Below are 12,133 nucleotides of genomic sequence, written 5' to 3'. Positions count from 1 at the left end.
CCCCCACCCCCCCCCCCGCCCCCCCCCCCCCCCCCCCCCCCCCCCGCCCCGCCCGCCCCCCCCCCCCCCCCCCCCGGCTCCGGTGTGCTCGCCGCCCGGCGACCGCGCTCAGCCGTAGTAGGCCGCGCGCATGATCTCCTGCATGTCGTCCAGCATCGGCATGCGGGGGTTGGCGGGCGCGCACTGGTCCTCGTAGGCGTTGAGCGCCTGCTGGGGCAGGGCCTCGACGAAGGCCTTCTCGTCGACGCCGAGGGCCTTGAACGTCGGCTCGATGCCGACGGCCTCGCGCAGCCGCTCGACGGCCAGGGCGAGGGACTCCACGCCCTCGGCGGGGGTGGCGGCGGGCAGGCCCAGGGCGCGGGCGATGTCCTGGAAGCGTTCGGGGGCCCGGTAGTTCTCGTACTTGGGCCAACCGGTCAGCTTGGTCGGGACACTGCCGTTGTAGCGGATGACGTGCGGCAGCAGGACCGCGTTGGTGCGGCCGTGGGCGATGTGGAAGGTCGCGCCCAGCGTGTGGGACATGGCGTGGACGATGCCCAGGAAGGCGTTGCCGAAGGCCATTCCGGCGATGGTGCCGGCGTTGTGCATCTTCTCGCGGGCCTCGGGCGAGGCGGCGCGGTCGTTCACCGCGGCCCCGATGTTGTCGAAGATCAGGCGGATCGCGTGCAGCGCCAGGCCGTCGGTGAAGTCGTTGGCGTAGACGGAGACGTACGACTCGATGGCGTGGGTGAGGGCGTCGAAGCCGCTGTCGGCGGCCAGGACCGGCGGCAGCGCGGTGGTGAGCAGCGGATCGACGATGGCCACGCTGGGGGTGAGGGCGTAGTCGGCCAGCGGGTACTTCTTGCCGGTCGCCGGATCGGAGATGACGGCGAACGGCGTGACCTCGGCGCCGGTCCCCGAGGTGGTCGGCACGCACACCAGGCGGGCGAGCTTGCCGAGCGTCGGGAAGCGGAAGGCGCGCTTGCGGATGTCGGAGAACTTCTGCCGCATGTCGGCGAAGTCGATGTCCGGCTGCTCGTACAGCAGCCACATCACCTTCGCCGCGTCCATGGGCGAACCGCCGCCGAGCGCGATGATCGTGTCCGGGCGGAAGTCCTCCATCAGGCGGGCGCCGCGCCGCACGGAGTCGATGCTGGGCTCGGGCTCGACGTTGTCGATGATCTGGAGGGTGACCGGTTCGCGGCGCCGCTGCAGGACACCGGTGATCCGGTCGACGAAGCCGAGACGGGTCATGGTCGCGTCGGTGACGATCGTGACGCGGTGCACGTCCGGCATGGAGGTGAGGTAGCGGATGGCCTGCGGCTCGAAGTAGATCTTCGGCGGGACCTTGAACCACTGCAGGTTGTTGCGGCGCGTGGAGACCCGCTTGACGTTGAGCAGCTGGGCGGCGGAGACGTTGTTCGACACCGACGTGCTGCCCCACGAGCCGCAGCCGAGCGTCAGCGACGGCAGCAGGCCGTTGTAGATGCCGCCGATCGCCCCCTGCGAGGACGGGGCGTTGACGATGACCCGCACGGTCTTCATGCGCATGCCGTAGGCCTCCGCCACGGCGCGGTCCTCGGTGTGGACGACGGCGCTGTGGCCCTGGCCGTGGAACGCGACCATGTCGGCGGCCAGGTCGAAGCCGTGGCGCTCGTCCTCGGCGCGCAGCACCGCCAGCACCGGGCACAGCTTCTCCCGGGTCAGCGGTTCGTCCGGTCCCACCCGGCCTGCCTCCACGAGGATCAGCGAGGTGTGCTCCGGCACGGAGAACCCGGCCTGCTCGGCGATCCACACCGGGCTCTGGCCGACGGCCGCCGCGTTGACCTTGGGCTCGCAGCCGGCCCCCGCCTTGTGGTCGACGGGGAAGAGGAACGCCTCCAGCTTCGCCTTCTCCTCCGCGGTGGCCAGGTGGGCGTGCAGGGTGCGGAACTCGGCCAGCGCCGCGTCGTAGATCGCGGTGTCCAGGATGACGGCCTGCTCGGAGGCGCAGATCATGCCGTTGTCGAAGGACTTCGACAGCACGAGGTCGTTGACGGCCCGGCGCAGCTTGGCGCTCCTGTGCACGTAGGCGGGGACGTTGCCCGCACCCACGCCCAGGGCCGGCTTGCCCGCCGAGTAGGCGGCCTTGACCATGGCGTTGCCTCCGGTGGCGAGGATCAGGGAGACGCCCGGGTGCCGCATCAGCGTGTCGGTCGCCTCGACCGAGGGCGCCTCGATCCACTGCACGCAGTGTTCGGGGGCACCGGCGGCGACGGCCGCGTCGCGCACGATCCGGGCCGCCTCTGCGCTGCACCGCTGGGCGGAGGGGTGGAAGGCGAACACGACCGGGTTACGGGTCTTGAGCGCCATCAGCGCCTTGAAGATGGTGGTGGAGGTCGGGTTGGTGACGGGCGTGATCGCGCACACCACACCGACCGGCTCGGCTATCTCGACCATGTCCTCGATGTCGTCGCGGGCGATGACCCCGACGGTCTTCATGGGGCCCATGCTGTGCGTGACGTGCTCGCAGGCGAACATGTTCTTGGCCGCCTTGTCCTCGAAGACGCCCCGTCCGGTCTCCTCCACCGCCAGGCGGGCCAGCGCGGTGTGCTGGTCCAGGGCGGCGACCGAGGCCTTCTTCACGATGTGGTCCACCTGCTCCTGGGAGAGGCTCTCGTAGTCGGCGAGGGCCTTGAGGCCGGCCGTGACCAGGCGGTCCACGGCGACCGCGGTGTCGGAGGGGGCCTCGGTGCCGACCGTGGCCTCGGCACTGACCGTGGCCTCGGTGCCGACCGTGGCCCTGGTCCGGGATTCGTGGCGGGTCATGGAAGAGCCTCCAGTGTCAGGGTGGCCGTGGACACACGGCTCGGGTTCGCCGTGCGAGGACGGCGGTGGCAGGGGCGGAAGCGGCACCGCGGTGGGGGCGCCGCTTCCTGGTTCCACTGTGCCGGAGGACGGGGTCCCGCCGCAGGTGCCGAAGGTCCCCGTCCGAGACCGTCCGGCCCGAACTCGCAGGGTCTGTCGGTCCGTTCGGTGCGGGCGCCTCAGCGGGGCACCCGGGATCCCGACGCGGCCGGCGCCGCGCAGTCGTCGACGCGGAACGTCAGCGCGTTCACCACGCCCACGACGCCTTCGAGCCGCCACGCCGCGCGCACGGCCTCCGGGACCTGGCTGCGCGTCTCCACGCGGCCGTCGAGGGTGACGACGCCGTCGCGTACGGAGACGCGGACGGCGTCGGGCGGCAGCCCCAGGGTCCTGCCGACGACCTCCTCGCCGACCTGGCGGCTCAGGTCGTCGTCCGTGCGCAGGAAGACCCGCAGCAGGTCCCGGCGGGTGGCGATGCCGATGAGCCGGTCCTCCTCGTCGACGACGGGCAGCCGCTCGACGCCGCGGCGTTCCATCAGCCGGGCCGCGTCCGGGACGCTCTGTTCGGGGTGCACGGTGATCGCGGGGCTCGACATCAGGTCGGCGGCGGTGACGGCGCCGTCCCGGCCGTGCCCGGACCGGTGCGCCTGCGCGCGCACCAGGTCGGTCCCGGAGACCACCCCGAGCACCTTGTCGTCGTCGTCGATCACCGGCAGTCCACTGATCCGGTGGTGGTCGAGCAGCCGCACGACTTCCTTGAAGGGCGTCGTCCGGCGTGCCTCGACGACGTCCCTGGTCATCACTTCGCCGACGGTGCGGTGTGTCACGGGGGTTCTCCTCACGGGCGTGGGCGGGGGGCGGGGGGCCCCCCCGGCCCCCCCCCCCCCCCCCGGGGGGGGCCCGGGCCCCGGGGCCCACAGCGGCGGGGCGCCCCCCCCCCGCCGGGGCGGGGCCCCCCAGCGGGCGCCCGCCGGCGCGCCGCCCCGAGGCCCGTGTACACCTGCGCGCCGCGGGGGGGGGGGGGCGGGGGGGGGGCCGCCCGGGGGGGGGGGGGGGGGGGGGGCCCCGCCGCGCCCCCCCGCCCCCCGCCGGTTCGGGCACGGGCCCGCGGGCCCTACTGCTGCGGGCCGCCGCGCCACGGCGGCGGCGTGGCCGTCCTGCGGGTCACGTCCCCGCGGTGGGCGACGCGTTCGGTTCCGTCGCGCAGCCGGTCCTGCAGCCGGTCGGCGAGTTCGCGCGCGCTGGCCTCGCGGGCGTGGACGACCACGAGTTCGTTCCCCACCCGGATCTCGGCGGCGGCCGACCAGGGCAGTTCGACGTGGTGGGCCACGGCCCTGGTCACGCGCACCTCGCCGCTGACGGCCGGGAGCCCGCGCCGGTCGAGCGCGGCACCCACCTTCTCCCGCAGGTACGCGAGGGACTCCTCGTCCACCTCGCCCTCGGCGCGCACCAGCACGGTGGTGGTGACCTCAACCGCAGCCATGTCCTTGGCAGTCATGTGATCCGCTCCTCGTGATCGTTCCGGTACACCCCAAGCCTGCTGCGCGCGGTGCCCCGGTCCCAGGGTCGGCCGACCCCGGTACCGGGGCCGAGGGTCCCGCTCACCTGCTGTCGCTGACGTCGGCCTCCTCCAGCGCCGCCCGTCCGGCCTCCAGCCGCGCCACCGGCACCCGGAAGGGCGAGCAGGAGACGTAGTCCAGGCCCGCGGCGTGGAAGAAGTGCACCGAGTCGGGGTCCCCGCCGTGCTCGCCGCACACCCCGATCTTCAGCCCGGGCCGGGTGGCGCGGCCCTCGGCGACGGCGATCCCGATCAGCCGGCCCACGCCCTCCCGGTCGAGCGTCTCGAAGGGGGAGACGGGGAAGACGCCCTTGTCGAGGTAGGCCGAGAAGAACTCCGCCTCCACGTCGTCCCGGGAGAAGCCCCAGGTGGTCTGGGTCAGGTCGTTGGTGCCGAAGGAGAAGAACTCCGCCTCCTCGGCGATCAGGCCGGCCGTCAGCGCCGCCCTGGGCAGCTCGATCATCGTTCCGACGGGGCAGTCGACGGAGACACCCGACGCCGCGGAGACCTCGTCGAGCACGCGCCGCACCTCCTCCCGCACGATCCGCAGCTCGCGCACGTCCCCCACGAGCGGGACCATGATCTCCGCCCGGGGGTCGCCGCCGGCCGACACCCGTCGTGCCACGGCCTCACCGATCGCCCGCACCTGCATGGCGACCAGACCGGGCACCACCAGGCCGAGGCGCACGCCCCGCAGCCCGAGCATCGGGTTCTCCTCGTGCATGCGGTTCACCGCCGTCAGCAGCTCGGTGTCGTGCGCGTCGGGCAGTTCGCCGCGGGCCTCGACGGCGGCGACCCGGACGGCGAGTTCGGTGTGGTCCGGCAGGAACTCGTGCAGCGGCGGGTCCAGCAGCCGGATGGTGACCGGCAGGCCGTCCATCGCCTCCAGGATGCGGGTGAAGTCCTCGCGCTGGAGCGGCAGGAGAGCCGCCAGGGCCCGCTCGCGCTCGGCCTCCGTGCGGGCCAGGATCATCTCCTCGACCAGCTTGCGGCGCTCGCCGAGGAACATGTGCTCGGTGCGGCACAGACCGATGCCCTGCGCGCCGAACCGGCGTGCGCGGGCGGCGTCCTCGGGGGTGTCGGCGTTGGCGCGCACCTCCAGGCGCCGGACGGCGTCCGCCCGGTCCAGGGCGCGGGCCACCGCGTCGACCACGTCGGCCGCGTGCCCCTCCGCACGGCCGTCCTCCAGGAAGCGCATGACCGCCGAGTCGGCCAGCGGCACCGCGCCCGCGTACACGGCTCCGGCGGAACCGTCCACGGAGACGACCGTGCCCTCCTCGACGACGGTGCCGTCGGGCGTGGTGAAGCGCCGCGCCTCGAGGTCGACGGAGAGTTCCTCGGCGCCGCACACGCAGACCTTCCCCATGCCGCGGGCGACGACGGCCGCGTGGCTCGTCTTGCCACCGCGGCTGGTGAGCACCGCCTGGGCGGCGATCATGCCGGGCAGGTCGTCGGGGGTGGTCTCCTGCCGGACCAGCACCACCTTCTCGCCGGCCGCGGCGCGCCGTACGGCCTCCGCGGACGAGAAGACCGTCGCGCCGACCGCGGCACCGGGCGAGGCCGGGATGCCGTGGGCGAGCGGCTCACCGCCCGCCGAGGCGTCGAAGCGCGGGAACATCAGCCGGGCGAGACCCTCGCCGTTCACCCGGGCGAGGCCGTCGTCCGCGGTGATGAGCCCCTCGTCGGCCAGTGCGGCGGCGATGGCGAAGGCGGCCTCCGCGGTGCGCTTGCCCACCCGGGTCTGGAGCATCCACAGCGTGCCGCGCTCGACGGTGAACTCGATGTCGCACAGGTCCCGGTAGTGCCGCTCCAGCGTCTCCATGTGGTCGCGCAGCCGGGCGAACGCGTCCGGGTTCAGCCGGCCCAGTTCGTCGAGGGGGACGGTGTTGCGGATGCCGGCGACGACGTCCTCGCCCTGGGCGTTGGACAGGTAGTCGCCGTACAGGCCCGGGCGTCCGGTGGCCGGGTCCCGGGTGAAGGCGACGCCGCTGCCGGAGTCGGGACCGAGGTTGCCGAACACCATGCGCTGCACGTTGACCGCGGTGCCGAGGTCGTCGGCGATGTGCTCGCGGCGCCGGTAGACGCGGGCGCGTTCGCCGTTCCAGGACTCGAAGACGGCCAGGATCGCGCGGCGCAGCTGCTCGGCGGGGGACTGCGGGAAGTCCTCGCCGGTCTCCCGGTGGATGATGTTCTTGTACGTCTCCACCAGCTGGGTGAGGTCGCCGGCGTCCAGGTGGACGTCGTCCCGGACCCCGCGCACGTCCTTCAGCGAGGCGATGGCCCGCTCGAAGTGCGCGGTGTCGACCCCCATGACCGTGCTGCCGAACATCTGGACGAGACGGCGGTAGGAGTCCCAGGCGAAGCGCTCGCTGCCGGAGACCTTGGCCAGACCGAGGACGGACTCGTCGTTGAGACCGATGTCGAGGATCGTCTCCATCATGCCGGGCATGGAGAACCGGGCGCCGGAGCGGACGGACAGCAGCAGCGGGTCGTCCGGCCGGCCCAGCAGCCGGCCCGCGGCGTCCTCGACGGACGACAGGTGTGCGGAGACCTCCTCCCACATGCCCGCGGGCTCGCCGCCGGACTCCAGGAAGGCCCGGCAGGCCTCCGTGGTGATGGTGAATCCCGGGGGCACCGGCAGTCCGAGACGGGTCATCTCGGCCAGGTTCGCTCCCTTGCCGCCGAGCAGGCCGGCCATGTCACGGCCACCCTCGGTGAAGTCGTACACGTAACGCGCCATGACGCTGTGCTCCTCAGGTGTGGGGCGTGATGCTTCCAGCGTCGGTCCGGGAGCCGCCGCACGCGAGGTGCCGGCGGTCCCGCCCGCGGGGGCCGGTCGGCCCCGGGCCGGCCCCCGGCCCGCCGAGGGCCCAAAGGGCCGGTGCCCGGGCTGTTCGGCCCGGGGGCCGCCGGCCTCCACCTGGGGCAGGCTGGGGGTGTCAACAGGTCCCACGGACCGGGAGGGATGCGTCATGCTTCACGACATCGCCGTAGGGGTCGACGGCTCGCCCGCGAGTCTCGCGGCCGCGCACTGGGCGGCCCGGGAAGCCGGACGCCGGGGCACCGGGCTCAGGATCGTGCACGCCTGGCACCGCCACCCGCGACCGGCACCGGACGTACCGCTGGACCGCACCGAGCACCAGTGGGCCGAACAGGTCCTGCGGGAGGCGGCAGAAGCCGTCCGGGCGGCGCATCCGGATCTGCGGATCACCGAGCGTCTCGTGTGCGACGCCACGGTGGCCGCCCTGATCGCCACCGCCGCCGAGACCGAGCTGCTGGTTCTCGGGTCGCTGGGTCTGGGCGCCGTGGGCGGGTTCGTGACGGGATCGGTGTCCCAGCGCGTGGTCGCCCGGTCCCCGAAGCCCGTGGTGCTGGTGCGGGCGGGCCGGGGCGAGGCGGGCGACCACCTGCCGGCCGTGGACGGCATCGCGCCGGAGGAGATCCCCGAGACCCCCTTCCGCCCGGTCGTCCTCGGACTGGACATCGGCCACCCCTGCGACGAACTCGTCGAGTTCGCCTTCGACGCCGCCCACCGCCGCGGCACCGGCCTGCGCGTGGTGCACGCCTTCCGCGTGCCGAACCGCCCCGCCTTCGACCCGGCGGAGACCGCCGCACCCGCCGCCGTCGAACCGGCGCCCGGCCCGAAGGCGCTGGCGGCCGAGGAAGGCGCCGTGGCCGCCGTGCTGCGCCCCTGGCGGGAGAAGTACCCCACCGTCCGCGTGACCGAGACGGTGAGTGAGGGACGGGCCGCCGTCACGCTGGTGCACGCCGCGAAGCATGCCGGGCTCCTCGTGGTGGGCCGCCGGGCGAGCGCCCACCGCCTCGGTGCCCACACGGGGCCGGTGGCGCACGCCGCCCTGCACCACGTCGCCTGTCCCGTCGCGGTGGTCCCGCACGACTGAACCCACCCGCGTGCGCTCTCCAGGCCGGCCGGGAGAGCGCACACGGGCAACGGCTCGCCCGGTGGGTTCCTCCCGCCGTGCTCGTGCGGCCCGGCCGAACGGGACAGCCCTGACCGACCCGGCCGCTCCGGCTCCGTACGGCGCTCGGCGGGCCCGGGACCGTCCACCCTCCGCCGCCGACCGTGAGTCCTCCTGTCGTCGACCGTGAGTCCCGTCGCCGCCGACCGCGACTCCTCCTGCCGCCGACCGCGACTCCCGCGGCCGGCGGTGCACGGCTGCCCGGGGCCGGGCCGCCCCGCCGCCTCTCGCCCCGGCGGCCGGTCCCGGGTCCTGCTTGCGGGGGCCCGCCGGTACCCGACCCGGCGGTCCCCTCCCGCCCCGGGCCTGAGCGACGCCCGCCGACGGCCTCGCGGCCCGGCGGCCGGTCGGCACCGGAGCGAGCTGCGGCGGCCGGTCCCGGGTCCTGCTTGCGGGGGCCCGCCGGTACCCGACCCGGCGGTCCCCCCCGCCCCGGGCCTGAGCGACGCCCGCCTTCCCGCCCTCGCGGCCCTCGCAGCCTCGCGGCTCCATGGCCCCACGGCTCCACGGCGCGCGGGCCGAAGGTCCCGGAACAGCGGGGCCGGGCGGGACCCGCGCGTGCACTGACCGGCACTGCCCACCGCCGGCCGGGACGGGCAACATCGTCAGGGAGACAACGGCTCACCGAGAGGACCCGTGATGACCACGACGATGACAGCCGGCCCCCGGACCGCCGACGCCTGGCGGGAGTTCCGCGGCGGCACCTGGCGCGAACGCATCGACGTGCGCGACTTCATCCAGGCCAACTACACCCCGTACGAGGGCGACGCGGCCTTCCTGACCGGTCCCACCGGCCGTACGCGGGCCGTCTGGGAGAAGGTCAGCGCGCTGTTCCCCGAGGAGCGTGAGCGCGGCATCCTCGACGTGGACACCGCGACCCCCTCGACGATCACCTCGCACGCCCCCGGCTGGATCGACCGCGACCGCGAGCTGATCGTCGGCCTGCAGACCGACGCCCCGCTCAAGCGCGCGATCATGCCGAACGGCGGCCTGCGCATGGTGCAGAACGGCCTGAAGGCGTACGGCTACGAGGCCGACCCGTTCGTGGACAAGGTCTTCGGGACCTACCGCAAGACCCACAACGACGGTGTCTTCGACGCCTACACCCCCGCCATGAAGGCGGCCCGCAGGGTCGGCATCATCACCGGGCTCCCCGACGCGTACGGCCGCGGCCGCATCATCGGCGACTACCGGCGCGTCGCGCTGTACGGCACCGACCGGCTGATCGAGGCCAAGCGCGCCGAACGCGCGGGGCTCGACGCCCTGCCGTCGAGCGAACACGTCATCCGGGACCGCGAGGAACTGGCCGAGCAGGTCCGGGCGCTGACCGAGCTGACCCGCATGGCGGCCACCTACGGCTGCGACGTCTCCCGGCCGGCGGCCACCGCGCACGAGGCCGTGCAGTGGCTGTACCTCGGCTACCTGGCGGCGGTGAAGGAGCAGAACGGCGCGGCGATGTCGCTCGGACGCACCTCCACCTTCCTGGACGTCTACCTCCAGCGCGACCTGGCGGAAGGGGTCCTCGACGAGACCCGGGCCCAGGAACTGATCGACGACTTCGTCATCAAGCTGCGGATCGTCCGCTTCCTGCGCACCCCCGAGTACGACGCCCTGTTCTCCGGCGACCCGACGTGGGTGACGGAGTCGATCGGCGGCATCGGCGACGACGGCCGCCCCCTGGTCACCCGCACCTCCTTCCGTTTCCTGCAGACCCTGTACAACCTCGGACCCGCCCCCGAGCCGAACCTGACCGTGCTGTGGTCGCCGCAGCTGCCGAAGGGCTTCAAGGAGTTCTGCGCGCAGGTCTCCATCGACACCAGCGCCGTCCAGTACGAGTCGGACGAGCTGATGCGCCCGCGCACCGGCGACGACACGGCGATCGCCTGCTGCGTCTCCGCGATGGCGGTGGGTAAGCAGATGCAGTTCTTCGGCGCCCGCGTCAACCTCGCCAAGGCACTGCTGTACGCCGTCAACGGCGGCCGGGACGAGATGACCGGCGACCAGATCACCCCCGAGATGCCCCCGCTGACGGGCGAGTACCTCGACTACGAGGAACTGTCGGCGGCCTACGACAAGGTCCTGGACTGGCTGGCACGGACCTACGTCGACGCGCTCAACGTCATCCACTACATGCACGACAAGTACGCCTACGAGCGCATCGAGATGGCCCTGCACGACTACCCGGTCCACCGCTTCATGGCCTGCGGCATCGCCGGCCTCTCGGTCGCCGCCGACAGCCTCTCCGCCGTGAAGCACGCCCGGGTGCAGGTCGTCAGGGACGCCACCGGGCTCGCCGTGGACTTCCGCACCGAGGGCGAGTTCCCGGCCTACGGCAACAACGACGACCGCGCCGACGCCCTCGCCGTCGACCTGGTGGAGTCGTTCATGGCGAAGGTGCGCAAGCACCCCACCTACCGGGACGCCGAGCACACCCAGTCGGTCCTGACCATCACCTCCAACGTCGTCTACGGCAAGCACACCGGCAACACCCCCGACGGCCGACGTGCCGGCCAGCCCTTCGCGCCGGGCGCGAACCCGATGAACGGCCGGGACCGGCACGGCGTCGCCGCCTCGGCCCTCTCGGTGGCCAAGCTGCCGTACGAAGCGGCGCGGGACGGCATCTCGCTGACGACGACGATCACCCCGGAGGGACTGGGGCACGTCCCCGAGGAGCGCGCCGGGCACCTGGTCGGCATCCTCGACGGCTACATGTCCGCCGGAGGGTTCCACATGAACGTCAACGTCCTGAACCGTGCCACCCTCGAGGACGCGATGGCCCACCCCGAGAAGTACCCGGAGCTGACGATCCGGGTCTCGGGATACGCCGTCAACTTCGTCCGCCTGACCCGCGAGCAGCAGCTCGACGTGATCAGCCGCACCTTCCACGGATCGCTGTGAGCACCGCCGTCGGCCGCACCAAGGGCCGGATCCACTCCTGGGACCTGTCCACCGGCGTGGACGGTCCCGGGACCCGGTTCGTCCTCTTCGTCAGCGGCTGCCCCCTGCGCTGCCTGTACTGCGCCAACCCCGACACCTGGCACATGCGGGACGGGCGGGAGGCGACCGTCGACGAGGTGATGGCGGAGATCGACAAGTACCGGCCGTTCATCACCGCGGCCGGCGGCGGAGTCACCATCACCGGCGGGGAGCCCCTGCTCCAGCCCGCGCTGACCGGCGCCGTGCTGCGCCGCTGCAAGGAGGCCGGACTGCACACGGCGCTGGACACCTCCGGGTTCCTGGGCGCCCGAGCGACGGACGAACTGCTCGCCGACGTCGATCTGGTGCTGCTGGACGTCAAGTCCTTCGACGTCCCCACCTACCGGAAGCTGACCGGCGGCGAGGTGGTCCCCACCCTCAACTTCGCCACCCGCCTCGACCGGCTGGGCAAGCGGATGTGGGTCCGGTACGTGCTGGTCCCCGGCTGGACCGACGACCCCGAGGCCGTCGACGGGCTGGCCCGCTTCCTGTCCGGCCTCGACAGCGTCGAGCGGGTCGACGTCCTGCCCTTCCACAAGCTCGGGGCGGCCAAGTACGACGCCCTGGGCATCCCCTTCCCGCTGCGGGACACACCCGTCCCCGACGCGGCCCTGGTGGACCGGGTCCGCGGCCAGTTCCGCGCGCACGGGCTGACGGCCCACTGACCGGCGCCTTCGCCGGGCCGGGCGGCCCGGTGAAGGGAGGGACTGTCGGGCCCGTACGGGGGACCGTGCCGGGGCCGTTCGACCCTAGTGGGACGGGGGTCCCCTGCGGCGATCATGTGGCAGCGGCC

At 73.6% G+C, this 12,133-nt stretch carries 7 protein-coding genes; 3 read left to right on the top strand and 4 right to left on the bottom strand.

The features are described 5' to 3' along the window. Positions 1–108: 108 nt before the first annotated feature. From adhE to ppdK, 4 genes are all read right to left on the bottom strand, one after another. Complete coding sequence (gene adhE, locus ACGFQC_RS18730; protein WP_363092923.1) at positions 109–2,787, bottom strand: bifunctional acetaldehyde-CoA/alcohol dehydrogenase; 2,679 nt, start codon at positions 2,785–2,787, stop codon at positions 109–111. Positions 2,788–3,005: 218 nt separating this feature from the next. Continuing rightward, positions 3,006–3,653, bottom strand: a complete 648-nt coding sequence (locus ACGFQC_RS18725; RefSeq protein ID WP_363092924.1) for a CBS domain-containing protein — start codon at positions 3,651–3,653, stop codon at positions 3,006–3,008. Between the two features lie 287 nt (positions 3,654–3,940). Then, the gene (locus ACGFQC_RS18720; RefSeq protein WP_363092925.1) at positions 3,941–4,324 is read right to left on the bottom strand and encodes a hypothetical protein; all 384 of its coding nucleotides are present in this window, start codon (positions 4,322–4,324) and stop codon (positions 3,941–3,943) included. 103 nt (positions 4,325–4,427) lie between these two features. After that, positions 4,428–7,124, bottom strand: coding sequence for a pyruvate, phosphate dikinase (ppdK, locus tag ACGFQC_RS18715; RefSeq protein WP_363092926.1), 2,697 nt, complete (start codon positions 7,122–7,124; stop codon positions 4,428–4,430). A gap of 232 nt (positions 7,125–7,356) precedes the next feature. Here ppdK and ACGFQC_RS18710 point away from each other — a divergent pair, with 232 nt between their 5' ends. From ACGFQC_RS18710 to pflA, 3 genes are all read left to right on the top strand, one after another. Continuing rightward, positions 7,357–8,286: a universal stress protein gene (locus ACGFQC_RS18710; RefSeq protein ID WP_363092927.1), complete on the top strand. Its 930-nt coding sequence runs from the start codon at positions 7,357–7,359 to the stop codon at positions 8,284–8,286. Positions 8,287–9,003: 717 nt separating this feature from the next. Then, the gene (pflB, locus tag ACGFQC_RS18705; protein ID WP_363092928.1) at positions 9,004–11,262 is read left to right on the top strand and encodes a formate C-acetyltransferase; all 2,259 of its coding nucleotides are present in this window, start codon (positions 9,004–9,006) and stop codon (positions 11,260–11,262) included. Continuing rightward, positions 11,259–12,005 carry a pyruvate formate-lyase-activating protein gene (gene pflA, locus ACGFQC_RS18700; RefSeq protein WP_363092929.1) on the top strand — a complete coding sequence of 249 codons (747 nt, stop codon included), beginning with the start codon at positions 11,259–11,261 and terminating at the stop codon, positions 12,003–12,005. Before pflB ends, pflA begins: the two co-directional genes overlap by 4 nt. The last annotated feature ends 128 nt before the right edge of the window (positions 12,006–12,133 follow it).

Origin of the sequence: Streptomyces sp. NPDC048734, from assembly GCF_043198675.1 — a bacterium.
Taxonomy (GTDB): Bacteria; Actinomycetota; Actinomycetes; order Streptomycetales; family Streptomycetaceae; genus Streptomyces.
Note: the sequence above shows the minus strand (reverse complement) of the source record. Positions and strands in the feature narration are given on the sequence as shown.

Bases quoted from the DNA above. Each gene is read 5' to 3' on its own strand.
- adhE (WP_363092923.1), bottom strand. From the start codon at position 2,787: ATGACCCGCCACGAATCCCGGACCAGGGCCACGGTCGGCACCGAGGCC.
- ACGFQC_RS18720 (WP_363092925.1), bottom strand. From the start codon at position 4,324: ATGACTGCCAAGGACATGGCTGCGGTTGAGGTCACCACCACCGTGCTG.
- pflB (WP_363092928.1), top strand. From the start codon at position 9,004: ATGACCACGACGATGACAGCCGGCCCCCGGACCGCCGACGCCTGGCGG.
- ppdK (WP_363092926.1), bottom strand. From the start codon at position 7,124: ATGGCGCGTTACGTGTACGACTTCACCGAGGGTGGCCGTGACATGGCC.
- ACGFQC_RS18710 (WP_363092927.1), top strand. From the start codon at position 7,357: ATGCTTCACGACATCGCCGTAGGGGTCGACGGCTCGCCCGCGAGTCTC.